Origin of the sequence: Vagococcus elongatus, assembly GCF_003987645.1 — a bacterium.
Classification (GTDB): domain Bacteria; phylum Bacillota; class Bacilli; order Lactobacillales; family Vagococcaceae; genus Vagococcus_A; species Vagococcus_A elongatus.
Window position 1 is genome coordinate 110,144 of the sequence record NZ_NGKA01000004.1, and the last position, 24,245, is coordinate 134,388.

A 24,245-nucleotide genomic window follows, 5' to 3' on the forward strand; every position below is an offset into this window, starting at 1 on the left:
AATTTCCTCATTCCTCTGATAACTGATAAGTAATGCGACTCTGTCCTGTGCCTTGAGTTAACACTTGAATCTGTTGCGGAATACGCTGTTTCAGTTCCCGGACATGGCTGATAATCCCAATCATCCGTCCTTTACTTTCTACGGTTTCAAAAGCATCCATTGCGATTTCTAGTGCTTCTTCATCCAAAGAACCAAAGCCTTCGTCAATAAACATAGCTTCCACACTGATGCCTCCCGCCTGCGTCTGAACCACTTCTCCTAGCGAAAGGGACAATGACAAGGCCGCAATAAAGCTTTCCCCTCCAGACAAGGTATTCACGCTTCTGGCTGCGCCTACATTGTCATCGTAGACGTTCAACTCTAAACCTGTTTGACTTTTATACGAGCCTTGCTCTTCTTTCAATTCAAAACTATAACGGTTATTAGTCAGCTCCATCAACTTCTGATTTGCTACACGTAAAATTTCCGCAAAATAAACTTGTAAAACATAGCGTTCCAAACTGATTTTCAGCGGGCCGTCTCCATTGGCCACCTCTGACAGTTGATTTAATTCTGCCAGTTTTTCCCACTCTTTTTGCAAGCGGGCATAACGAGTGGTCATCTCTTGATGTATTTGCTGATTTTGAGTTTTCCGCTGGGCCAAGGTCAAACGTTCTTCTTCCAAACGTTCGATGGTCTGCTCCAACTCTCTCTGCAGCGCCAGCGTTTGTTCGATTTCCGGCTCCTTTTGCCCTGCCAATTTCTTCTCTACTTCTTCTAACCGTATTTTCAATCGATGGTAAGTATCGTAAAATTCTTTGATAGCTTTTTCGTAAGGCTCGATTTGGCTGATATGAGCCAGTTCTTCTGTCATCTCTGCCAAATCATGGACATACGCGCTGGCGGCAATCCGTTCTTCCAATTGCTTTTGCCGGCTTTCCAGTCCTTCTGTGGTTTCCTGTAATTGTCGTTGGACATGCGCTAAGGAATTTGTTTCCAGTAACTCCCTTTCAGACAAATGTTTCAACTGTTCTTCATAAGTATTGACAGATTGCTCCCATTGCTTGACGGCGTTTCGATTTGCTTCTAAAAGATTCTGAAGATTTTCCTGCTGCCATTTCACAGGAATTTGCTGATTGATTTGTGTCAATGTTGCTGTGATACCCGTCTGCTGTTTTTCTTCTTGGGATAAGGCAGCTTCGATTTCCTTTTGAGCGTCGCCGAGTTTCCCTTGCTGAATTTCCAGCTCCGACTGAGTCGCTTTGATTTCTTCCAATGCTTCTATCTTCTCAGACAACTGTTGTCGCTCTTGACTGCGTTCATCTTGTTCCCTGCGGAGAATTTGCAGCAATTCAGCTGTCGTCTGCCCGTTTGATTCACCCAGCCAATCAGCCGAGGATGACTCTCTTAAAGCCATCAATTCTGCCTCTAACGTCCTTTGCAACTGTCGAATATGACGGTCCATCTCTTCTGTTTTTTCATTTAAATACCGGTCTTCTTCCATCAGTTGGATCACTGTTTTCTGTTGGATTTCTCGTTTTTCTTCCAAGGACGCCAAATGTTCTTCTGCTTCTTTGATGGTCTCCACCGTCCATTCCTGCTCTGCATGAGGACGTGGATGCTCCTTACTGCCGCAGACAGGACATGATTCTCCCGGAAGCAAATCTACACTTAGTCTGGCGATCAGCAACTTTGCCACCTGATCTTTTTGTTTCCGGTAGTTATCTTCCAAGACTTGCGATGCTTTTTTTTGTTCTGACAAACGCAGGATGACCTCCTCTTGTCGAACATACAGCCTAAGTCGGTCTTCCTCTTGTTTCTGCTGCTCTGACACCTCTTTCAGCAACGTCTCCAGTGACTGCATTTGTTTTTCCAGCTGGCTGAGTTTGCGCAAAAGCTGGGGTTCTTCTTGGATTTTCCCTTGATTGGTTTCATACTCTTCTTGGATTTTTTCAATTTGACCATAAATAGCTGTTTTCGAAGCCTGAGTTTTTCTAATGGATTGAAGGAGTGTGGTCAACTCTTTTTCTAGCTGCTCTTTTTGTTTAAAGAGAGGTTCTAACGTCTCCATGTCGCGGATTTCCTGTCGTTTCTCCTCAATACTCTCTTTTTCATCCAACAAATTATCCAAGCATTGTTTGACGTTTTCCCCTTCTGTCTGCAACTTTTTCTTCATCTTTTGATGTTCTTCATGCTTTTCTTGAAGTTTTCCGATTTGTTGCTGATATTCCTGCAACTGAAGAAGAGGATGCTGATTTTTTTCAACCCAACGCCATTTCTCCACTTGATGTTCTTTCACCAGCACTTCTTGCTTTTGCTCTTCGTGGTGCGCAAGTTCCTTTGTTAACTGCTGCTGCTGACCAAATTCTTCCAGCAGTTGCTGCTCACGGTGGACCTGTTTATCCAGCTCTTTCTTTTCCGACCTGACTTGTTTTTCCTGTTGGTTAAGGACATCCATCTGCTCTTGGTACTCCTCATTTTGTGCCAAGATCAGTGTTAGCCGGCTGGCCATATCGGTCAGTTCTTGTTTTTCCAATTGATATTCTTCAGCAAACAGCACTTGATCAAATAATAAATTTAAACCATGCTGTTCGTCGTTTAATTGTTTTTCAAATGCTTTTTTTCGTTCTTTCAAACGTAGAGATAACTCACTATATATTTGAGTCCCAAAAAGTTTGCGCAAAACCACTTCTTTGTCATTACTATTGGCATTTAAAAATTTGCGAAACTCCCCTTGAGGCAATAAGATGATTTGTGTAAATTGCTGGACGGTCAAATGAAGTAATTCTTCAATTAATTTCCTGACTTCTGTGGCTTTTTTCTCTTGAAGAATCTCTGCGCCAGCGTCATCATAAACTGTCAGCAAAACCTTTGCAGGGCGGATAGTGACACCCTCTCCCACTTTTTTCTTCAATGTCTGCTCAGGCTCACGTATGATTTCATAACGTTTTCCTTGATGGTCGAAAATAAAGGTGACCGCAGTCTGTTCCTCTTCATCGGCGAAGTTGGAGCGCATTTCTTTGCCTTGACGAATCCCTCCAGTAGTTTCTCCGTAAAGGGCATAGCACATCGCGTCAAAAATCGTCGTCTTCCCTGCGCCGGTTTTTCCGGCAATTAAAAATAGCGGATACTCTTGAAACTGAGCAAAATCTACTTCTTCTTGTTTAAATGGACCAAAATTTTCCATGATTAAACGAATGGGCTTCATCTTTTCCCTCCTATCCCTCTTTTTCCAGAGTCATATATTCTTCTTCTAACCAGCTTTTTTGCTGTATCGTCAGAGGCTGTTCCACAGCTGTTTCAAAAAAATCAGCAAATAGCGTTAGCGGATCTTTCTTTTGCAAGTCTGAAGATGCAAGGACGTTCAACTCTTGGGCAGTCCTCCCATGGGCTCTTTCCAGTTGAATGATACGTGGATAAACAGACCGCAACTGATTCATCACATTGGGAATGACTTCTTTATTAGTCAAGCGAATACCGATATAGTCTTCCCGATTAATTTCACTATAAAAACTGGGCGTCATCAGAGTATCAAAACTTTCCTCCAGTACTTTTACATCCCGCATCGGCGTTACAGGAAAAAACTCCATATTGGTCTCCGTGTCTGTCAGCTCCACAACCCAAACCCCTTTTTCCTGATTAACCTCTGATAAAGAATATTTTAATAACGACCCGCTGTATCGGACATTATCGCTATGCAGTGCATGACGATTGTGTAAATGCCCTAGTGCCACATAATCAAAATTTTCTAATAAAGAAAGCGGGACTACATCCAGCCCTCCTACGGTAACTTTTGTTTCAGAGTCGGTCGTCGTACTTCCGGCGATGAAAAAATGCGAAACTAGCACTTGTTTTTTATGGGGATCAAATCTTTTTTCCATTTCTGCCACCGCCGCAGCAACCGCTTGCTGGATTGTTTTCAGTGAGTCGTCTTCAAAATATCTTCTTGCTGCAAATGGCTCAAAGTAAGGCAATAAAAAAAACTGAGTGTCATCTATTTCCACAGGGGCAAGTCCCTGTTCCAATCTTGTATGTAAATGAAACCGCAGAGGTTCGTACCACGGTCCTCCCGTTTCCAGTCGTGTACTGCTGTCATGATTACCCGAAATCGCTAGAACGGGATATTTTTTTTCGATGTTCATTTCACGCATCATCCAGTTGAACACTTCCACAGCTTCGACCGAAGGAACAGACCGGTCATAGAGATCTCCAGCAATCACGATGGCATCCACCTGCTCCTTTTCAGCAACTGCCATGAGTTGACGAAACACATCCTGCTGTTCTTCAAGCAAATCATAGCCGTTTAATTTTTTGCCGATATGCCAGTCCCCAGTATGTAAAAATTTCATTGATATCTCCCCGTTTCATAAAAAGCATCATCCTTCATTATACCAAATTCCAGCTTGTTTTTCTTGACCTAAAAAGAAACTTTAGCCACTTGGAAACATGGAAAGTTTCAAGAAATCTAAATATAGTTGTCTTTTTTCAGCGAATCATCCACCAGCTATAGATTAAACTCCTAAAATTAAAACCTTCGTAGGCAACTTTTCAATTATTTTCCCAAATTTTTTTTATTTTTAATGGTTTTAGTATACAATGAGTCTTAGCAGTGTAAAAAAGTGGAGAGTTTGCTAAAACATCTCCGCTCACCAGCTCTGGATAAACTGACTTGAAAAACTGCCACAAAATCTGCAGATTTACAAAAAAACACCATGAAACACTCCGCAGACCAAGGCAGCAGCTGTCAAACAAGAATATCCTGTGTTCTGACGTTAAAATATAAAACTACCCGAGGTGTCAAATGAACAATCTTTTAAATGAAATCGCACTATTATTTTTATTTTACGCTATCATCGGCTGGCTTTGGGAGACCGTCTATTGCTCCATCAAAGCGAAAAAATTTGTTTACCGCGGCTTCCTTATCGGGCCATATTGCCCAATCTACGGCTTTGGTATTTTGTCCGTTCTTTATTTCATTGCTCCTTATCAAAATAACCTGCTTCTGCTTTATTCCCTTTCAGTGATCGTGGTCACGGTGTTGGAATACTTTACCAGCTATATTTTAGAGAAAATTTTCCACGCCACGTGGTGGGACTATACCGGAGTCCCTCTGAATCTTAACGGCCGGGTAGCTCTCCCTGTTTCTTTGTTTTGGGGGACTGCTTGTGTGCTGATTGTCAAAGTCATTCATCCGGAAGTCATGAAGCTGACCGAGTTTACTTTGGCACATACAGGAAGCTATCTTTACCTTATGATTGCCGTGCTCTTTGCTTCTGACTCAATCTACACCGTCTTCAACATGATCAACTTCAATAAAATCAGTCTGGAGTGGGACAGCGCCATCGACAGCAGTCGACAGCAGTTTAGAAAAAGAAGACTGCAGTTGGAAACTTCATTGGGGAAAAACTTGGAGTCTATTAAATCTGATTATGCAGAATGGCGTGAAGAATTCGAAGAACGGGCTAAAAAGTTACCAAAATTGAATTTTAACCACCGCAGATACTTAAGAAGCTTTAAAAATTTCCGTATGAAAAATATCGAAAACCAAGCATATATCAAAGAATATTTAATACAAAAACGCAAAGAGAGAAAGCATGACTAGGCTTTCTCTCTTTTTCTAACATCTTCTCTTTATCTTGTCAGAAAATAATGTTACGGCGAGACTGACATTTACATCATGCTCTTCTTCCAACTTTTTACTGAAAGTGAAACTGACAGTCCCATTTGAATGTAACGTTCTCTCACAAAAGTTTATTTCACAAATATAAATAACGGTATTTTAGTTATTTAATAGTCAATAAAATGGTTGTTGAGAAAATTAAAAGTTAGCAGGTTCTTAGATGGTAATAAAAATTTCTTTCTAATTAATCTTTGCTGCCAGAATGTTTTTAGCAAACTATCAACCTTGACGCAACAAAAAAGCTGAAAAGAGAAAACTCTTTTCAGCTTTTTACTCAAATTCAGATGATATCTAAGTTTTAATCATAAGAATAATCAGGCGCGTAAGAACTCACACTGGATTCCCTGTTAATTCTTTTACTAGTCGACACATCTTGCCAATGTTTCTTTGATGCTGGCAACCACATCATGTTCTTTGATTCCCAACAAGGGCATCGTATCTGCCGGATCCAAATAGAGATCCTCAAACTGCAATCTTCCGCTGACCGCCATATGGATGCCATGCTCTTTTCCTGCTGCTTCAGCCTGAGAATCAATAGCTTCAAAAGCCGGCAGCATTTGTTCCAATGCAACAACCGGCACCATTGTTTTACCTGTCTGTCCCAGAGCTTCCACAATCAGCTCATAAAACTGCTGAAATTTCATGTTCAAAGAGCAAATCGCATAAGTACCACGATGCTCGCCGTTTTCCAACACACCAACAGCAGCTTCAGCAACTTGTTCCACTGTGACCATGGCAGTTCCACCAGTCGGACTCGGAAAAACTTCTTGCCCTCGTACCCGGTCTACAAACATCGTCCATAAAGGTTCTCTGCCCGGCATTGTGCCGAAAATATAAGGGAGACGTAAAGAGCAGACTTTCATTGCCCCTTCACCCTCAGCAAAAGCCAGTTGCTCTTGCAGCAAGCGCGTATTAGGATAAGCTTGCTTACGCAGATGATACTCTGGCAGTCGTTCGGCAAATTCAGCAAAATAGGAAGCGAACACGACAAAATTTTTGACTCCGGCCTGTTTAGCTAATCTAGCCAACCGCTGAGTAGGCAAAACATTGGCTTCGTAGAAAAATTTTACCGCTGGTTTATCTGGCACCGTCCGTTCGTCTGCACCCGCCGCATAAATAAACCCTTCACAATCCTCCAGCAAGACTAAAATTTCCTCATCTGTCAGTGCATTGATATCACCCAGTTGACACTCTACACCTTCCGGCAATAAATCTTTTGCCGGCATAGGCGGCAGTGACATTGTTTTAACTTGATAACCCCTGTCCAATAATTCTTTCGTCGTATAGTATCCTAAAAATCCTGTGCCGCCTAAAATAAATATTTTAGCCATTTTTAACCCTCCTGTTGTGTTTTCTTTCACAATCATTATAAACTTTTATTTTGATTGATATCTATCACAAAGAGACATATCACTCACTTTTTGTTAAAATCAAGCTAGAGGTGAAACAAAATGAATAATTTCCCATATATCAGCAGTGATTACTTCTCAGAAAAATTCAAACCTAAAGAACTGCGTTTAACAAAGGAAACTATGAGCAGAAGCAGTCAGAAGGTTTTTCGGGACGAAATCGAATTTATTTACATATTGTCAGGGGCAGGGCGCATCGAAATCAACGATTTAAGCATTGCTGTGACAGCTGGTGATTTTATTCAGCTGATGCCCTACCATGTTCACCGTTTTTTATTAAAACCAAAAGAGAAAATTCAATTTTACCGCATCAGATTTTCTATCGGTTTGTTACTGCTTGTCAGCACCAATCAAAGAAACTATTTGCGATCGATAAAAAAAATTGACAACGCCATCCCGATTGTATCCTTGAAGTCGCGCTACCGTAAACAAATCGAATTTTTGTGCGGGGAACTAGACGAGGAATTCAAGCTATCAGCTGATACTCACGAACCCTTGAACCTTGCCCTGATTTCATTTATTTCCTATATTTACAGCCGGCATCAAAACGAACTTGACAAAAAGTCTGTCACTGACAATCTCAGCTGGATTGTTTTGCAATATTTGCATCTCCATCATCAGGAACAGTTGACTCCTGAAAAACTAGGGAAAGCACTTGGAATAAGCAGACAAGAAGTAAGCAAACATCTCAAATCGCTGACCGGTATGAGTTTTAAACAACTGTTGAACCAAGTAAGGATTCGAAATGCCGCCGCCTTGACCCAGTTTCATGAACTTTCACTGAATCAAATAGCGCAAATCAGCGGTTTTCAATCAGAAGCAAACTTCTACAAAACTTTTAAACATGTTCAGGGAGTCACCCCGCAAGAATATCGTGTGAGCGGAATGTCCACCGAAGAAGTTTCTGCAGATATCTGGGAACTTGCTTGTTATTTGCTGGAAAATTGCCGACAACCCCTAACAATCACGACTGCGGCTGGTGATTTGCATTTTACTGAAAAAAAGATTCAATCTTTGTTAAAAAATCAATTTCAAACCACATTCAAACAATTTCTCAACGCACTGCGTGTCCAAGTTGGCAGAAACTTGCTAATCACCTTGGATAAAAGCATCAACGAGATTGCGCTATTGGTCGGTTTTCAAGATGCTTTAAGCTTTTCACGAAACTTTCAGCGTGTTTACGGCAAGACTCCTAGGGACTATCTTCAGCAAAATCAAGTTGAAGATACTTCCAGCCGTCAATAAACGAAAGGAACAAACTCGCAAGCAACTTTCTGATAGACCTTTATAAAAAGCACCATCCTGTGTCGTATAAACAACATACCACACAGGATGGCGCTAAAATCCCTAATCAATTACAGGTTTAGAGACAACAACCTCCAGACTCTTTCCAAAACCTCTTTATTCTTCCATTTGCGTGACCCGCAAAATTTTCAGATTTTTTTGTGCAGCAATCACTTCTGCATTTTCCTCTAAGTAATCATAGGCGGCCCGATTAGAAGCTGACGTTTTAAAAATCTCTACCAAGCCAAAAGAATCAGTCACAGGGACATAATGGCTGGAAAAGATAGAAGCAAGTTTTGGCAACATCGTCATGTCTTCACATTCAAAATGAAATTGAGTGCCGTCAGTTAACAATAACTTTAAATCCAAATTGATTCTTGTGCCCGGTGCTATAATGACAACTGTCAGTTTTTGAACGGGATTGATTTCTACTTTTTCAATTTCTGCATAAGGAAGATGCTCTAGAACCTCTTTTCCTTTTTGGCTAGTTAGAGGAACGATATTGTTTACGCTGATATCCCTCTCGTTGAATGTCAAATAACAGTAGGGCGGCAATTTCACCGACACATTTGGAAATTTTTGCCCGTCTATCTCAATAATTGCTGGTAAAATCCGCTTCTTTGAAAATTCTCTGAATGTTTGTGTCTTCATTACAAGTTCCTCCTATATTTTTTGAGGCCTTATCTATTTCTTCTGCTTTCGACAACTCTAAACCTTACGTCCCCTTTAGTTTTCATCTCGGCAGATAATCATTTTGAAAGGTTGTCTCTCAAATCTTCTAAATGCTTCATTTCTTCGATACTCCAAGGAATGTTGCGAGAATATTGGGCATAGCGATTGGCAATCACTTCTTTTTTAATACTGTCTTTGGTTTCCTCTACATCTTTGTATAGTTCATAAGCCGATTTACGCAAAGCCCCCTTGGAGAAAATCAGCCATTGCTCTGCTAAATCGCTGGTGGCAACCGTTACCTGCGTCCGCAAGTCGATTAATCCTCCTGCTTCCCGCTCAATATAAGTATCCGCAGTTTCATCCGTCTTTGTAAAAACGACTGTCAACTGATATTGCTCATATTCTTGCTGGATACCGGGGACAAATTGGGCGTCAAAAACCACAATGATTTTTATTCCGCGAAATTTAGCATAGTTGGACAACTCAAACAGCAATCTGTCTCGAGCGTCTGCCAGCTTATCCTGATTTTTCAGACGGACTAATTCCGGCCAGGCACCGATCATATTATAGCCGTCGACCATTAAAATCTGACGTTTCAGCATGCCGCTCATGGCCTTCATTCCTGACGTTTTCGAAATACTTCGTACATCATGATGCCCGCCGCCACACTGGCATTTAAACTTTGAACGTGCCCCGTCATGGGGATGGTCAGCATTTCGTCTATTTCTTTTTTTAGTCCCGGGGAGATGCCTTTGCCTTCATTCCCGATAATCAACGCAACGGCGCCAGAAACATTCCAGTTTCGATAATCTGTGCCGGTCATATCTGTGCCGAAAATCCAAAAATTTCTTTCCTTCAACTGTCGAATCGCCTGAGATAAGTTAGTCGCCCGAGCCACAGGAATATGCTCAACTGCTCCCGTAGAAGTCTTTGAGACAATCGACGTAATACCTACTGCCCGATGTTTTGGAATGATGACACCGTCCACTCCCACAGCATCAGCAGTCCGCAAAATGGAACCAAAATTATGGGGGTCTTCGATACCGTCCAAAATCAAAAAGAAAGGTGTTTCCGAAGTAGTAGCGTTCAGTAATTCTTCCACACTTAGATAACTAAAAGGCGTCACCCCTAGCACTACTCCCTGATGATTGCCCCGATCCGTCATGTGATCCAGTTTACTCTTAGGAACAAACTGGACCGGCACCGAAAATTCTTGTGCCAGTTGTTTGACCTCGTCTATCCGGCGTCCTTTGATATCTTCTTGAACAAAAAGTTTATTGCCCCGCTTTGCCTGCAGCGCTTCGCTGACACCGTAAAAACCAATCGCAAAATCTTGACCGGACTCAACAGCTGATGTTTCCTGTTCCAACTTGCCTGTTTTTTCTTTTCTAGAACTGTTCAATTTTCGACGATGAGTCTGCCCATTTTGGCGTTTCGTCATGTCCCTTCCTCCTTATCATTGACAGAAGCATGATCTTGACTCTTTAAATCAAAATCATGTCCGCCGTCTCTTGCCTGCACACACCAAGTCATCAGTTCCTGAAGCCTTTCAGTCTCTCCCTCTAAATGGAGATAACCCATCACGGCCTCAAATCCTGTGGAGATACGGTAGGTCTTCACGTCTGCATTTTTTGCCGTTGTATGGCTTTTAGCATTACGTCCACGACGATAAATCTCTTTTTCTCTCTCCGTCAGCACGTCTCTTTCAAGCATCTCATACATCAAATCCGCTTGAGCATTTGCTGATACATACTTTGTGGCTTTTTGATGAAGCATATTTGGCCGTGTGTTTCCTTGGCGAATGAGAGACTCACGGACAAATAATTCATAGACCGCATCTCCAATATAAGCTAAAGCTAAACCATTCAATAATCCGTAATCTTGTTTATCCCTCATTTAGTTCGTCTCCATCTGACACCTTGTGCCGTATCTTCCAGCAAAATCCCCTGAGCTTTCAGCAAGTCACGAATCTCATCACTGCGGGAAAAATCTTTGTTGGCTCTGGCCGTCTTACGTTCCTCAATCAACTGTTCAACATCCTCATCTAACAACTCCTGAGTTTTTAACGTTACCCCAAAAATATAAAGCCACTTTTCTAATTTCTCGACAGCTTGTTGCAGGACTTCCTGAGAAATTTCCGCCTGTTCGATATAATGATTAAGCCATTTGACTAGTTCGTATACGACAGTGATTCCGTTAGCAGCATTGAAGTCATCGTCCATCGCTGTAACAAACTCTTCTTCCAGCTTTGCCAACTCTGATTCTGCCTCAGTATCAACCATGCTCTCAGCTTGTTTCAAGCGAAACTGAGCATTATGGTAAGCTGTCTGGATTCGCTGCAAATTATTTTCTGCATCCCCCAGTGTCTCTTCATTAAAAGGAATTGGACGGCGATACTGTGTCGTTGCTAAAGCAAAACGCAGTGTCATCGGGTCGACTTTTCCCAAAAGTTCGTGAGCAGTCACAAAATTTCCGAGAGACTTGCTCATTTTCTCGTCGTCACTTCCCACGGTCACAAAGCCGTTGTGCATCCAGTAGTTGGCAAAAGGTTTGCCGGAACGTGCCTCTGATTGGGCGATTTCATTTTCATGGTGGGGAAACTGCAAATCTTCCCCCCCGCCGTGAATGTCGATGGTTTCTCCCAGATGCTGATTAGCCATGACAGAACATTCGATATGCCACCCTGGACGACCTTTCCCCCAAGGAGATTCCCACGAGATTTCACCTTCTTTCGCCGTTTTCCACAAGGCAAAATCGATGGGGTCTTCTTTTTTATCTTGTTCCTGCCCAGTGCGCTGACTAGCCCCAATTTCCAGCTCGTCGACAGACTGATGACTTAGTTTGCCGTAACCTTTAAACTTTCGCGTCCGGTAATAAACATCTCCATCGGACTCATAAGCATATCCCTTAGCAATCAGTTCCTCAATGAACTGGATAATCCCATCGATGTGATCAACCACTTGCGGGTGTGAGCATGCTGTCTTGACGTTCAATGCTCCTGTATCCTCTTTGAAGGCTTTGATATATTTTTGCGCTAGTGCTTGAGGAGTGGTCCCCTCGTCTTTAGCGGAACGGATGATTTTGTCGTCCACATCTGTAAAGTTTGAAACGTAGTTGACTTTGTACCCCCGATACTCAAAATATTTCCGGATGGTGTCGAAAGCAATCGTACTGCGAGCATTCCCAATATGAATATAGTTATAAACAGTAGGCCCGCAGACATACATTCTCACCTTGCCTTCTTCAATAGGCACAAACGTTTCTTTTTCCCGGGTCAATGTATTATAAATTTGAATCATTTTATTCCTCCTGTATTTTCTCCCATGTTCCTTATTTTTCCTCTATCCTACTTTACCATGTTCTCTTCCTCTACCCTTTTCCCATTCAACCTGACTACCTTTGCAGGCAGGCCGACTGCTGTGGCATTATCAGGAATAGATTTCAGCACCACTGACGAGGCGCCTATTTTAGAATTTTTGCCAATAGTAATCGGTCCTAAAATTTGGGCATGAGCGGCGATATAGGCCCCATCCAGTAAAGTGGGATGCCTTTTCCCTCTATCTTTTCCTGTCCCCCCGAGCGTCACCCCGTGAAACAAAACCACATCATTGCCGACTTTCGCTGTTTCACCGATGACAAGACCCATGCCATGGTCGATAAATACCCGCCGACCGATTTGTGCCCCCGGGTGGATTTCTATCCCCGTCAAGAATCGACTGAAAGTTGCTATCATCCTCCCGATTAATTTTAATTTATGGCGATGCAGAAAATGTGTCAGGCGATGCAGCCATAATGCGTGCAAGCCGGGGTAAGTCAAGATTATTTCCAGCGCATATCTTGCTGCCGGATCATGTTTTTTTACCGTTAAAATATCTTCTTTTAGTCGATTCAACGTTCTGCCCTCACATTCATGTCATATTTCGTTAACTAAAAAAACGTCCTTTGCATGAGCAATAACTCATACAAAAGACGTTTAGCACGTGGTTCCACTTTTTTTTGCAGCAATCAGTCTAGCTGACTCTACCTTGTCTGTCCGTTAACGTGGACTGCTCTTTACGTAAACAGCTACTCTTTGAAACTCGTCAATTTCGCTATTTCCACTACAAGAGGCATTTCAATTATCTGCTCGGTCTATTTTCACCAGCCATAGACTCTCTGTACTGAACAAAACAATTTACTTCTTCTTGTCTGCGTGTTTATTTATTTATCACTTTATTCAAATGATCAATCGTTTTTTCTTTCCCTAGAAGGAGAATAGTGTCTCCCAGCTCAGGACCGTGAGTCTGTCCAGAAACAGCCACCCGAATCGGCATAAATAAGTTTTTACCTTTGGCGCCTGTTGTCTTTTGAACATTTTTAATCGCTTGCTTGATTGACGGAACATCAAACGCCGTCAATTGACTGATTTCTTCTTTGAAGGCATCTAAGACTACCGGCACCGTTTCACCAGCTAACACCGTTTGAGCCCCTTCATCCAAGACTGGATAGTCTTCGAAGAACATCTCCGTCAATGCTACGATTTCCCCTGCATAACTCATTTGGGGCTGATACAACTCTACAAGTTTTTTCACCCATGCTTGTTGCTCTTCTGTCAGTTCCTCCGGCAAACGACCAGCGCTGACAAAAAACGGCACACACATGGCTGTCAACTTATCTAAATCCAAGTCTTTGATATATTGATTATTGATCCATTCCAATTTTTTACCATCAAAAGCTGCCGGAGATTTGCTTAGGCGCTTAGCATCGAATCGCTCAATAAGTTCCTCTTTAGAGAAAATTTCTTCTTCTCCACCCGGAGACCAGCCTAGCAAAGCAATAAAATTAAACATCGCTTCCGGTAAATACCCCAAGTCACGGTATTGCTCGATAAATTGCAAAATACCGCCATCACGTTTGCTGAGTTTTTTTCCAGTATCGCTATTAACAATCAGAGTCATGTGCCCAAAAATAGGCGGCTCCCAGCCAAAAGCATTGTACACCATGATTTGTTTTGGTGTGTTGGCGATATGGTCATCTCCCCGTAAGACATGGGAAATCTGCATCAAATGATCATCGACGGCGACTGCAAAATTATACGTAGGCATCTTGTCACGTTTTAAGATGACAAAGTCCCCGCCTACACTGTCGGATTCGAAAGTAATCTTTCCTTTGACTAAATCGTCAAAAGAGATTTCCTCTCCTCTAGGGACACGGAAACGCACAACAAAATCTCTTCCTTCAGCCTCTTTTTGCGCTTGCTCTTCCGGCGTCAAATGGGCACAAGTCCCACCGTATCTTGGCATCTCGCCTCGTCTTTGTTGAGCTTCTTTCTGCTCTTCCAATTCTTCTTCTGTACAATAACACTTATAGGCCAAATTGCTGGCTAACAGCTGATCGATCAGCGGTAAATAAATGTCGCTGCGTTCTGACTGACGATAAGGACCGAATGCCCCCGGCTTGTCCGGCGACTCCTCCCAGTCAATGTTCAACCATTTCAAGTTGTCGAGCTGGCTTGCTTCGCCCCCCTCGATATTACGCTTCATATCCGTATCTTCTATCCGAATGATGAAGTCTCCGTCTAGATTTTTTGCAAATAAATAATTAAATAATGCTGTACGAGCATTGCCTATATGTAGATGTCCTGTTGGGCTTGGGGCATAGCGTACACGAACCTTTTTTTTCATACGATTTATTCCCTTCCTTAAATGTTGCGTTATCTATCTTCATAATGGGGGTGACAGTCTCCCATTATTTATTCTTTTCGTTAAGACCGTGCCGTGCATGGGCCGGTTTAGCAAAAATCATTCTGCCTGCCGCTGTTTGCAGCGCACTAGTCACAATCACATCAATCTCTTTATTCATATAATGCTGTCCGTCTTCTACAACGATCATGGTGCCGTCATCCAAGTAAGCCACACCCTGCTGACGTTCAGTACCGTCTTTCACGACCATTACCCGCATAGTTTCCCCCGGTATCACTACCGGTTTTACGGCATTGGCTAGCGCATTGATATTTAAAACAGGGACATTTTGAAATTCAGAGACCTTATTTAAATTATAATCATTTGTCACTAAAACGCCATCTAATAGCTTAGCCAAACGAATCAGCTTGCTGTCTACTTCAGTGATCTCTTCAAAGTCGCCGTCATACATTTCGACTTGGACACTTTCTTCTTTCTGCAAAGCATTCAAAATATCCAAACCCCGACGTCCTCTGACACGCTTGACGCTATCACCGGAATCAGCGATATACTGCAGTTCATAGAGAACAAAATTAGGAATCAAAAGCGTTCCTTCAATAAAGCCGGTTTTAGCAATATCATAAATTCTGCCGTCGATGATCACACTTGTATCTAAAATTTTATATTGACGAAAGACCTCGTCTGCTTTTCTCTCCAGCACATCTTCAGCATTGCGCCGGTTTTTTGGCATAAACAACTTACGCCAATCGTCCATTTTTGTTGTTCCTATTCTAAATCCTAGAAATCCCAAACATAAAAGAATAATGGCAGGTACAACATCACGAATAACAGGAATTTCTATATTGTAAAACGGAACCGAACTCAATACCCCGAGCAGTAAGCCGACAATTGCCCCAATCGCTCCAAATAGCAAGTACTGGGAACTTTTTTTACTGACGGCATCCTCTATTTTTTTTAAGCTGCTGACAAATCTATTGCTGGACAGCATGGCAATAATCAAAAAGATTGACCCGCCGATGACGCCATTGACAATATAGTTGTTGATGATTTGATTATTAGTCAAGTCTATGAGTACCCAGAGTTCCGGCAAAACTGCAATGCCGATACTGGCACCTATTAAAGCCATAACAATGGTATAAATTTTTTTCATAGTCTGCCTCCTCTCTTTAATTAAACACGCGATTCAACGCTTCACTGATTGTTGATATTCCGACTACTTCAATATTTTTGGGCGGCTGCCATCCGTGAAGGTTGTTTTTGGGGATGTACACTTTTTTAAATCCCAATTTTTCAGCTTCTTTCACCCGTTGTTCAATACGGTTGACACGGCGAATTTCACCTGTCAAACCGATCTCGCCTATGAAGCACTCCGAAGCCTGAGTTCCCTTATCCTTATAACTGGAAGCAATACTAACAGCGATGGCCAAGTCAATGGCTGGTTCATCCAATTTGACACCGCCTGCTGCTTTCAGATAAGCATCCTGATTTTGCAGCAGCAATCCGGCCCGTTTTTCCAATACTGCCATGATGAGTGCCACTCGGTTATAATCCAATCCTGTGGCTGTCCGCCGAGCATTTCCGAATAACGTAGGTGTGACTAGAGCTTGCACCTCCGCTAAAATCGGACGGCTGCCTTCCATCGAAACAACGATGGCTGAACCTGTCGCACCTTCTAGGCGTTCTTCCAGAAAAACCTCCGAAGGGTTAAGAACTTCTGCCAATCCGCTTTCTTTCATTTCGAAAATACCAATTTCATTGGTAGAGCCAAAACGATTTTTTACTGCTCGTAAAATTCTAAATGTGTGGTGGCGGTCCCCCTCAAAATAAAGCACCGTATCCACCATGTGTTCCAGCATTCTTGGGCCTGCCAGAGCACCTTCTTTGGTCACATGCCCGACGATAAAGATGGCGATGTGATTAGTTTTTGCAATTTGCATCAATTCAGCGGTAGTTTCCCGGACTTGACTCACACTCCCAGAAGCACTGGTAATTTCCGGCTGAATCATGGTTTGAATCGAATCAATAATCACATAATCAGGACGCAATTCTTCAATCGTTTTCCGAATCAAAGACATATCTGTTTCTGCATAGACAAAAAAATCATTGCCTGCACTGCCTAAACGCTCTGCGCGCATTTTTATTTGTTCTGCACTTTCTTCTCCCGAAACGTACAGCACTTGCCCTTTGGTTAAATTTAGCTGCTGTGATACTTGCAGTAGCAAGGTGGACTTGCCGATACCCGGATCTCCCCCGATCAATACAAGAGAACCTGGAACTACACCGCCGCCTAACACCCGATTCAATTCACCCATCCGGGTTTTTACACGAGGCTCTTTGCTAGTTGTTACTTCACTTAATTTTTTCGGTTGAGCTTGTTTCCCGCTTAAACTGACACGACTGCGATGATCCTCAGTTTCCTGAGTCTTCACCTCTACCATCTCATTCCACTTGCCGCAATTAGGGCATCTTCCTAGATACTTCGGCGAGATGTAGCCGCACGCTTGACATTCAAAATGTGTTTTTGCTTTTTTTGCCATAGCTTCTCCTTCAATCGTGACCATTCAGTTCATTTTAACATAAAAACCGGTATTTTAAATGAATTTAAGTGGATAACTTTTTTAAAAAAGGATTAAGTTCTTTAGTTTTTCCCGGAAGAACCAAACCCGCCAACTCTCTCTGCTGTTGCTTTGTCTTGATCTGCTTTTAAAAATGGTAGGAAAATCCCTTGACCAATACGATCTCCCTTTTGGATCTTTTTATCCACTAGACCAAAATTCAAAAACTGGAACATAATATGCCCTTCATTGTCCGGATTATTGTAGTAATCACTGTCAATAACCCCTACACCATTGGCCAGCCACAAATAATTTTTTAACGGATTGCTTGAACGGTTGGTCAGCTGCAAATATTCATCCGGTCCCATATAAGCTTTAATACCCGTAGGCACTAAGGTGGGTTTCACTTCTTTTTGCAATTTTTCATTCACTGATAAAGTTTCTTTCTTCAAAACAGCTTTCAAAGTTGACGCAATCCCTTGCTTCCAAATACTTGGAACCACAACGTCTTCAGCAGCTTCAAAATCATAACCTGCTGCGCCAAATGTGGCTCTTACTGGCAGATTTACTTTGCCGTCATAGTTTGTAATAACTTCAAATCCTCTAGTTTTCATTTTTTTCCTCTTCCCATCCCATCGATCTTAACAATACACTAGTATACCATTATCTGGGGATAGATTGTATAGGTAAGCAATGAAACTTGTGAGTGGTTTTTAAACTACTCTACTCGTGCACTTGTAAATTTACCATGACACCCTTTAATGTAATCACAAAAGAAGCAAGTTAAAAAGGCAATCTTATAACGCTGTTTTTGTGATTGATAGCAACGTTTTTAATTATGTAGGAAGTATTTAATTTATAAATACGTATATTTTTTCCGATATTTTTGTGGAGATATGCCCATTTCTTTTTTAAAACATGCTGAAAAATAACTGCTTGATTTAAAACCACAGGATACTGCGATATCAATAATTGCTAATTTAGTTGTCTTCAAAAACAATGTTGCTTTGCTGATTCGATATTTCATAAGATATTTACTAAAATTACAGCCAAAATAATTTTTGAAAATCCGACTGAAATGCTCAGCTGAAATGTTAAGTTTTTGGGAAATATCCTTTAACCTTATGTCATCTTGATAGTTCTCTCGAATATATTTAACTATAAATTCTTTCTTATAATCCAAAACTTGTTCCTTAAAAACTGATTGCGAAAAAAATTTATCCGCTGATTGAAACATATAATGGAAAATATGAAACAAGTTCCCTCGAATCAAAAATTCCGATTCAGAATGATGGGTTGAATACGCCTCAATGGTTTGGTACAGGATATTTTGTATCTTTTTTCCTATGTCATTATCCAAATTTATTATTTCGGCAGTCGACATCAAAGAATGATTAAAAATAGATTCTTTCAACTCTTTCTGCCCTATCAAATCTGCTGAAAAAACTAAGGAATAAATACTTTTATCTCCGTCTTTATGATTGCGAACAGAATGAATGACCTGTGAGGGTAAATAAATAAGTGTTTGATCTCCTACCACAAATTGACTATCATTAATATAGATTGTCACATTGCCCTTTTCCACGTACAAGAATTCCATCTCTTCATGCCAGTGGCTGTTGATAATCAGTTGCCTATTATCCAAGATCTTCAACTTATATATTGAAAAATGAAAAAATTCTTCTCCGTGAAAAGCTACTTCTTTTAGGTACATTTTTTCCAATCAAAACACCTCATATCAATATTCTTATTCTTTTTAATCAAAATTCTTGTATTGGTTTTAATAATTACAGCTTATGATTAAGTAAGAATAGCTGCTATTTAAAACATACAGGAGGTAGAAATTTTGCATAATTTTTCAGATTGGTTATCAAACGGTTTACTCAACAAAGTGACAAAAATAAGTGAAAACAAGTATCTTGTCGCACTTAGAGACGGAATGGTCATTACTGTTCCTTTTACTATATTAGGTAGTATTTTTTTAATAGTCAATAACCTTCCCTTTACTTGGTGGAACGATTTCATTTCACCTGTCAGTTTTATTTTCGACCCCATCGTAAGCGTTACATTTGGGATGCTTTCTCTGATTGTTTTACTCGGGATAAGTTACCAAATGGCTCGGCTAAATAAAATTGATGTGGTCAGCGGTATGGTGATCTCCGCAGTTGCCTTTATTCTGGTCATGCTCAATAATCAGTTTGAGGTAGATGTTTCAAACTTTGGTTCTGGTGGAATGTTTACTGCTATCATTGTCGCACTTTTCTCTGGTGAACTATTGGCTTTCTTTTACAAGAAAAACTGGACAATAAAATTACCTGAAAGTGTGCCGCCAGCTGTCATGCGCTCTTTTTCTGCACTTATCCCCGGGGCTTTAACAATTTTGTTTTTTTGGCTGATTAGAATTGTTTTAAATATAAATATCAATGATGTTATTACTAGTATTTTTGCTCCTTTAGTAACAAGCGTTGATTCATTCGGCGGAATTTTATTTGTCAGCTTTTTAATGTGCGCTTTATGGACCCTTGGAATTCATGGAAATAACGTTGTGGGTAGTGTCACTTCACCGATATTCTTGACCTTTTTGGCCAGCAATATTGAAGCTGTCACTAATGGGGACGCCCCTCAACACATTGCAGCAGACGGTTTTCTTTTGTTTGGAATGAACCTTGGCGGAACAGGCGCCATTATCGGCCTAGCCGTTTGTATGTTATTCGCAAAGAGTAAACAATACAAAACACTTGGAAAAATCTCATTTTTCCCTTCTGTGTTCGGAATCAGTGAACCGATTATGTTCGGTGTTCCAGTCGTATTAAATCCTATTCTAGCCATTCCTTTCATCGGCATTCCTTTAATTTTGCAAGGAATTACCTATTTCTTAATCAACTTTGGTATCATTGGTCATGTTGTCGCTGCTGCTCCTTGGACAACTCCTCCAATCATTGCTGGATTCCTTATTACTGGCGGCGATTGGCGAGCAGCATTATGGCAAGGGATCGAAGTAATTCTTGCTATTATTTTATATTATCCATTTTTCAAAAAAGTAGACAACCAAGCTTTAAAAAATGAAGCAGCGATTGAAAAAATTTAAACTAGGAGGAAAAACATGGAACATAGACAACTAGACAACTTCCCGAAAGATTTTCTTTGGGGGTCTGCTTCCGCAGCCTATCAGGTAGAGGGTGCTTGGCAGGAAGATGGTAAAGGTGTATCTGTTTGGGATGACTTCGTTAGAATTCCAGGAAAAACATTTAAAGAAACAACAGGAGATGTCGCAGTAGACCATTATCACCGTTACAAAGAAGACATTGCTTTAATGAAAGAGCAAGGATTAAAAGCCTATCGTTTTTCAGTAGCTTGGACCCGTATTTTTTCAGAGGGAAAGGGCAAAGTTAATCAATCCGGGCTACAGTTCTATATTGATCTTGTAGATGAATTAATACGCAGCGGGATTGAGCCGGTACTGACAATTTATCACTGGGATCTCCCTAAAGCACTACAAGAAGAATATGGCGGCTGGGAATCAAGGAAAATTATTGAAGATTTCACTCGTTATGCGGAAGTCCTCTTTGAAACTTTTCGTGGAAAAGTTCACTACTGGGTTAGTTTAAACGAACAAAATATTTTTATACAGCATGGTTATTTGTTGGGAACACATCCACCGGCAGTCCAAGATATGAAACGGATGTATCAGGCTAACCATCACGCCAATCTCGCAAACGCTTCTGTTATTAAGTTGTTTCATGAGTTACAAATGCCTGGAAAAATTGGTCCAAGCTTTGCCTATGGTCCTAATTATTCTTTTAATTGCGACCCTAACAACGTACTTGCAGCTGAAGATGCGGAAGAATTGGAAGCAAACTTTTGGATGGATGTCTATGTCAACGGTGAGTATCCGTTAGTCGCTTGGAAATATCTAAAAGACAACGGTTTAGCTCCTGAAACTTTACCTGAAGATACTCAATTACTCAAATCTGGCAAACCTGATTTTATGGGTATGAACTATTATCAAACAAATACTATGGCCTTCAATCCCTTAGATGGTGTTTCACTTGGAAAGCAGAACACGACGGGAGAAAAAGGAACTTCTGAAGAGTCCGGCCGACCGGGCATTTACAAACGAAAAGAAAATCCCTTTGTGGAAAGAACTAACTGGGACTGGGAAATTGACCCTACCGGTCTTCGGATAGGCATGCGCAGAATTGCCAGTCGCTACAGAATGCCCATACTGATTACTGAAAACGGCTTAGGTGAGTATGACACCTTAACAGATAAGGGAACAATTCATGATGATTATCGAATTGATTATCTGAGACAGCATATTCAGGCCATCAATGAAGCAATCAGTGATGGTGTCACAGTTTTGGGTTACTGCACGTGGTCATACACTGACTTACTTAGCTGGTTAAATGGTTATCAAAAACGTTATGGTTTTGTTTACGTGGATCAAGATGAAACACAGAATGGAACTTTAAAACGTTATAAGAAAGACAGCTACTACTGGTATCAGGATGTTATTAAAAGTAACGGTGAAAAACTTTAATAAACTTAAGAGTGTCGTATATAAAGAAACGACACTCTTAAGTTATTTGGTTATCTTGATATTGTATTTATGTGATGATACACCGCGCCCACTAAATTTGCGTCGTTTCTATACACGCATGGTTTAATGTCATAGGTCATATGAGTGACTTGATTTTCCAGCATAATCTTTTTTAACTGCAACTTAAGCTGTTCCATCCAATATTCGTCAGCAGAGATGCCTCCCCCAATTACGATTAAACCTGGATCAAAAGCCACTAATAGATTATAAATCCCAACTGCCGTATTCCTGGTAAACCTCTCAAATAACTCTACAGCTAATAAGTCGTGAGATTTTACAAGCTCTATCATTTCTTTACCCGTCACTTTTTTCTCTGTAACATTATTGTACTTTGCGACAGTCTTTACCCAACTGCCAACTTCACTCCAAGTAGTGTTGTCGCTAAACTTCATATAACCAAATTCGCCGCCAAAAAGATTGCTTCCTTTATATAATTGTCCATTGAATATAATCGAGCCTCCAACACCACTTCCAACCACAACAAACAGGGCAGAAGCACTGTCTTTAGCTGCACCCAACCATGCTTCAGCTAGGGCTGCACAATTAGCATCGTTTTCCATTGTGACCGGAACACCAAATATACTGGAAAGTTCGTCAATGATGGGGAAATTATGAATGTAAGGCACAGCGCTGACGCCTTGAATTTGTCCTAGATTTTCGTTCACAAGCCCCGGCGCACTGAATGCAACCCCTTCAATTTTTCCGTTTTTTTGGTTCGTTTGATAAACCTCAACCAACCTTTGTTTCATTTCCTCCCAGCTGTCTGGCAAAACCAAATTGCCTTTAGCTACAAGGTCAGTATCATTCCAAAGACCATATTTGATTGCACTTCCGCCAATATCAAAAGCTAATATCAAAGGTTTGCCTCCTCACTTGGATACATCCGCCAACTTATACGAAATATCCCTTGTACTTGAATAAATCATTTTATAGATATCGTAATATTTTTTATACTCAGAAACATTATCGTTGTCAGGATAAAATTCCTGATCATAAGTGACAAAGGTTGCCACACACGTCTCAACATTATTAAACCACTCCAACCCCATCGCTGCAATCATTGCTGCACCTAGCCCGGGACCTTGTTCAACCTTTAGTGAACGGACGTTTGTTTCAAAAACATCTGCCTGAATCTGCATCCACAGATCACTTTTAGCACCGCCGCCAACAGAAACTATCTCTTTAAATATTTTAGCAGTATTCTCCATCATTAACTTCTGACTTTCTTTCAGAGAGAAGGTGATACCTTCAATAACTGCTCTGGCAAAATCTGAAAACTTATGAGACGCATCGATTCCCACAAAGCTGCCTCTTATTTTTCCGTCAATATAAGGTGTTCGTTCACCCATAATAAATGGTACAAAAAGTAAACCATTCGCTCCCGGAACACTTTGGGCAGCCTCGTCAAGTATTTCTTCAAAGGTTCGTTCTCCTCCAAATATCTCTTTGAACCATGATAAACTTTGACCCGCTGCCAAAGTTACTCCCATAGAATAGTAACTCTTTGGCATGACATGATTAAAGAAGTGAAGCTTACCGTGGTAATCTTTTTCTTCCACTCCTTCATATGAAAGGAAAACGCCTGACGTACCAATGCTGCACATAGCTCTATCTTCTGAAATAATCCCTGCACCAAAAGAAGCACACGCATTGTCTGCCCCTCCTGCAAAAACTTTTACCGAGTTTTTAAAGCCAAATTTTGCTAATAACGATTGCTGAATTGTCCCGACTTCTCCAAACGAATCAATCAACTCTGGTAACTGGTTTGAAGAAATGTTAAATTCTGATAAAATATCCGAGTCCCACTCTTTTTCTGTCACATTCAACATCAATGTTCCCGCAGCATCAGAATACTCCGTGCATCGTTTTCCTGTGAGATAATAAGATAGATAATCTTTCGGCAAAAGAACAGTTCCTACCTTTCCCCAAATTTCAGGTTCATGTTCCATCACCCATAAAATTTTGGGCAGTGTAAAACCTTCTAAGGCAATATTTTTAGTTTTGCTAAGCAGGGAATCCCCTAATCTTTCAGAAATTTCCTGACATTGTTTAGTCGTTCTGACATCATTCCATAAGATGGCATCTCTCAGGACGTCCCCTTTCTGGTCCAACAAAACTAGACTATGCATCTGACCTGAAATGCTAAGACCTTCCAAATTTTCCTTTAAATCTGGACATTTTACAATTAGATCTTTTAACACATTCTCTAAGGCCATTATCCAATCCCTTGGTTTCTGCTCGCTGTGCCCTTTTTGTGGATGATACAACTTGTAATCACTTGATGATTGAAAAAGCACTTCACCATTTTTATTTACAACCAGTCCTTTAAGAGAACTTGTTCCTAAATCGACCCCTAGCACGTAACTCATGATTTCCATCCTCTCT

General features: G+C 41.0%; 20 protein-coding genes and 1 other annotated feature. Of the genes, 4 read left to right on the forward strand and 16 right to left on the reverse strand.

What is annotated here, in order from left to right; all coding sequences use genetic code 11:
* Nucleotides 1–7: 7 nt before the first annotated feature.
* Nucleotides 8–3,187: an SbcC/MukB-like Walker B domain-containing protein gene (locus tag CBF29_RS04090; RefSeq protein WP_126807629.1), complete on the reverse strand. Its 3,180-nt coding sequence runs from the start codon at nt 3,185–3,187 to the stop codon at nt 8–10.
* Between the two features lie 10 nt (nt 3,188–3,197).
* Nucleotides 3,198–4,328, reverse strand: a complete 1,131-nt coding sequence (locus CBF29_RS04095) for an exonuclease SbcCD subunit D (protein WP_126807632.1) — start codon at nt 4,326–4,328, stop codon at nt 3,198–3,200.
* Nucleotides 4,329–4,780: 452 nt separating this feature from the next.
* Between CBF29_RS04095 and CBF29_RS04100 the strand changes: the two genes are divergently transcribed.
* Nucleotides 4,781–5,581, forward strand: coding sequence for a putative ABC transporter permease (locus CBF29_RS04100; protein WP_126807634.1), 801 nt, complete (start codon nt 4,781–4,783; stop codon nt 5,579–5,581).
* A gap of 437 nt (nt 5,582–6,018) precedes the next feature.
* Here the strand turns inward: CBF29_RS04100 and CBF29_RS04105 are convergent, their stop codons facing one another.
* Nucleotides 6,019–6,990, reverse strand: a complete 972-nt coding sequence (locus tag CBF29_RS04105; RefSeq protein WP_126807636.1) for an NAD-dependent epimerase/dehydratase family protein — start codon at nt 6,988–6,990, stop codon at nt 6,019–6,021.
* 120 nt (nt 6,991–7,110) lie between these two features.
* On the opposite strand from CBF29_RS04105, the gene CBF29_RS04110 reads away from it, so the two are divergent.
* Nucleotides 7,111–8,313: a helix-turn-helix transcriptional regulator gene (locus tag CBF29_RS04110; RefSeq protein WP_126807638.1), complete on the forward strand. Its 1,203-nt coding sequence runs from the start codon at nt 7,111–7,113 to the stop codon at nt 8,311–8,313.
* Nucleotides 8,314–8,469: 156 nt separating this feature from the next.
* On the opposite strand, the gene CBF29_RS04115 is transcribed toward CBF29_RS04110, so the two are convergent.
* The 11 genes from CBF29_RS04115 to CBF29_RS04165 form a co-directional block, all read right to left on the reverse strand.
* Nucleotides 8,470–9,003: a hypothetical protein gene (locus tag CBF29_RS04115; protein WP_126807640.1), complete on the reverse strand. Its 534-nt coding sequence runs from the start codon at nt 9,001–9,003 to the stop codon at nt 8,470–8,472.
* A 98-nt stretch (nt 9,004–9,101) separates the two neighbouring features.
* A complete protein-coding gene (locus CBF29_RS04120) occupies nt 9,102–9,623 on the reverse strand; it encodes an NYN domain-containing protein (RefSeq protein WP_126807698.1) in 522 nt (173 codons plus the stop codon).
* Between the two features lie 17 nt (nt 9,624–9,640).
* Complete coding sequence (gene rlmB, locus CBF29_RS04125; RefSeq protein ID WP_126807642.1) at nt 9,641–10,465, reverse strand: 23S rRNA (guanosine(2251)-2'-O)-methyltransferase RlmB; 825 nt, start codon at nt 10,463–10,465, stop codon at nt 9,641–9,643.
* On the reverse strand, nt 10,462–10,920 hold the full coding sequence (locus CBF29_RS04130; protein WP_126807644.1) for a Mini-ribonuclease 3: 459 nt from the start codon (nt 10,918–10,920) through the stop codon (nt 10,462–10,464). The genes rlmB and CBF29_RS04130 overlap by 4 nt, the downstream gene beginning before the upstream one ends.
* On the reverse strand, nt 10,917–12,323 hold the full coding sequence (cysS, locus tag CBF29_RS04135) for a cysteine--tRNA ligase (RefSeq protein WP_126807646.1): 1,407 nt from the start codon (nt 12,321–12,323) through the stop codon (nt 10,917–10,919). The genes CBF29_RS04130 and cysS overlap by 4 nt, the downstream gene beginning before the upstream one ends.
* A gap of 47 nt (nt 12,324–12,370) precedes the next feature.
* Nucleotides 12,371–12,916, reverse strand: a complete 546-nt coding sequence (epsC, locus tag CBF29_RS04140) for a serine O-acetyltransferase EpsC (protein WP_126807648.1) — start codon at nt 12,914–12,916, stop codon at nt 12,371–12,373.
* 70 nt (nt 12,917–12,986) lie between these two features.
* Nucleotides 12,987–13,224, reverse strand: a binding site (T-box leader).
* Complete coding sequence (gene gltX, locus CBF29_RS04145; RefSeq protein WP_126807651.1) at nt 13,221–14,687, reverse strand: glutamate--tRNA ligase; 1,467 nt, start codon at nt 14,685–14,687, stop codon at nt 13,221–13,223. (Overlaps the previous feature by 4 nt.)
* A gap of 64 nt (nt 14,688–14,751) precedes the next feature.
* The gene (locus tag CBF29_RS04150; RefSeq protein WP_170169988.1) at nt 14,752–15,855 is read right to left on the reverse strand and encodes a PIN/TRAM domain-containing protein; all 1,104 of its coding nucleotides are present in this window, start codon (nt 15,853–15,855) and stop codon (nt 14,752–14,754) included.
* Between the two features lie 16 nt (nt 15,856–15,871).
* A complete protein-coding gene (gene radA, locus CBF29_RS04155; protein WP_126807653.1) occupies nt 15,872–17,242 on the reverse strand; it encodes a DNA repair protein RadA in 1,371 nt (456 codons plus the stop codon).
* A 101-nt stretch (nt 17,243–17,343) separates the two neighbouring features.
* Nucleotides 17,344–17,874, reverse strand: coding sequence for a dCTP deaminase/dUTPase family protein (locus CBF29_RS04160; protein WP_126807655.1), 531 nt, complete (start codon nt 17,872–17,874; stop codon nt 17,344–17,346).
* Nucleotides 17,875–18,116: 242 nt separating this feature from the next.
* The gene (locus CBF29_RS04165) at nt 18,117–18,974 is read right to left on the reverse strand and encodes an AraC family transcriptional regulator (RefSeq protein WP_245987263.1); all 858 of its coding nucleotides are present in this window, start codon (nt 18,972–18,974) and stop codon (nt 18,117–18,119) included.
* A 132-nt stretch (nt 18,975–19,106) separates the two neighbouring features.
* Between CBF29_RS04165 and CBF29_RS04170 the strand changes: the two genes are divergently transcribed.
* Both CBF29_RS04170 and CBF29_RS04175 read left to right on the forward strand, forming a co-directional pair.
* Nucleotides 19,107–20,348, forward strand: a complete 1,242-nt coding sequence (locus CBF29_RS04170; RefSeq protein ID WP_245987256.1) for a PTS sugar transporter subunit IIC — start codon at nt 19,107–19,109, stop codon at nt 20,346–20,348.
* 15 nt (nt 20,349–20,363) lie between these two features.
* On the forward strand, nt 20,364–21,800 hold the full coding sequence (locus CBF29_RS04175; RefSeq protein ID WP_126807662.1) for a glycoside hydrolase family 1 protein: 1,437 nt from the start codon (nt 20,364–20,366) through the stop codon (nt 21,798–21,800).
* Nucleotides 21,801–21,850: 50 nt separating this feature from the next.
* Here the strand turns inward: CBF29_RS04175 and CBF29_RS04180 are convergent, their stop codons facing one another.
* Entirely contained in the window at nt 21,851–22,717 is an 867-nt protein-coding gene (locus CBF29_RS04180; protein ID WP_126807664.1) for an ROK family protein, read from the reverse strand.
* Between the two features lie 12 nt (nt 22,718–22,729).
* Nucleotides 22,730–24,229: a xylulokinase gene (xylB, locus tag CBF29_RS04185; RefSeq protein WP_126807666.1), complete on the reverse strand. Its 1,500-nt coding sequence runs from the start codon at nt 24,227–24,229 to the stop codon at nt 22,730–22,732.
* Nucleotides 24,230–24,245 lie beyond the last annotated feature (16 nt).

What these genes read in the sequence shown, in the direction of transcription:
- CBF29_RS04090 (WP_126807629.1), bottom strand. Translation starts at nt 3,187, where the DNA reads ATGAAGCCCATTCGTTTAATCATGGAAAATTTTGGTCCATTTAAACAA.
- CBF29_RS04095 (WP_126807632.1), bottom strand. Translation starts at nt 4,328, where the DNA reads ATGAAATTTTTACATACTGGGGACTGGCATATCGGCAAAAAATTAAAC.
- CBF29_RS04100 (WP_126807634.1), top strand. Translation starts at nt 4,781, where the DNA reads ATGAACAATCTTTTAAATGAAATCGCACTATTATTTTTATTTTACGCT.
- CBF29_RS04105 (WP_126807636.1), bottom strand. Translation starts at nt 6,990, where the DNA reads ATGGCTAAAATATTTATTTTAGGCGGCACAGGATTTTTAGGATACTAT.
- CBF29_RS04110 (WP_126807638.1), top strand. Translation starts at nt 7,111, where the DNA reads ATGAATAATTTCCCATATATCAGCAGTGATTACTTCTCAGAAAAATTC.
- CBF29_RS04115 (WP_126807640.1), bottom strand. Translation starts at nt 9,003, where the DNA reads ATGAAGACACAAACATTCAGAGAATTTTCAAAGAAGCGGATTTTACCA.
- rlmB (WP_126807642.1), bottom strand. Translation starts at nt 10,465, where the DNA reads ATGACGAAACGCCAAAATGGGCAGACTCATCGTCGAAAATTGAACAGT.
- CBF29_RS04130 (WP_126807644.1), bottom strand. Translation starts at nt 10,920, where the DNA reads ATGAGGGATAAACAAGATTACGGATTATTGAATGGTTTAGCTTTAGCT.
- cysS (WP_126807646.1), bottom strand. Translation starts at nt 12,323, where the DNA reads ATGATTCAAATTTATAATACATTGACCCGGGAAAAAGAAACGTTTGTG.
- gltX (WP_126807651.1), bottom strand. Translation starts at nt 14,687, where the DNA reads ATGAAAAAAAAGGTTCGTGTACGCTATGCCCCAAGCCCAACAGGACAT.
- CBF29_RS04150 (WP_170169988.1), bottom strand. Translation starts at nt 15,855, where the DNA reads ATGAAAAAAATTTATACCATTGTTATGGCTTTAATAGGTGCCAGTATC.
- radA (WP_126807653.1), bottom strand. Translation starts at nt 17,242, where the DNA reads ATGGCAAAAAAAGCAAAAACACATTTTGAATGTCAAGCGTGCGGCTAC.
- CBF29_RS04160 (WP_126807655.1), bottom strand. Translation starts at nt 17,874, where the DNA reads ATGAAAACTAGAGGATTTGAAGTTATTACAAACTATGACGGCAAAGTA.
- CBF29_RS04165 (WP_245987263.1), bottom strand. Translation starts at nt 18,974, where the DNA reads ATGTACCTAAAAGAAGTAGCTTTTCACGGAGAAGAATTTTTTCATTTT.
- CBF29_RS04175 (WP_126807662.1), top strand. Translation starts at nt 20,364, where the DNA reads ATGGAACATAGACAACTAGACAACTTCCCGAAAGATTTTCTTTGGGGG.
- xylB (WP_126807666.1), bottom strand. Translation starts at nt 24,229, where the DNA reads ATGAGTTACGTGCTAGGGGTCGATTTAGGAACAAGTTCTCTTAAAGGA.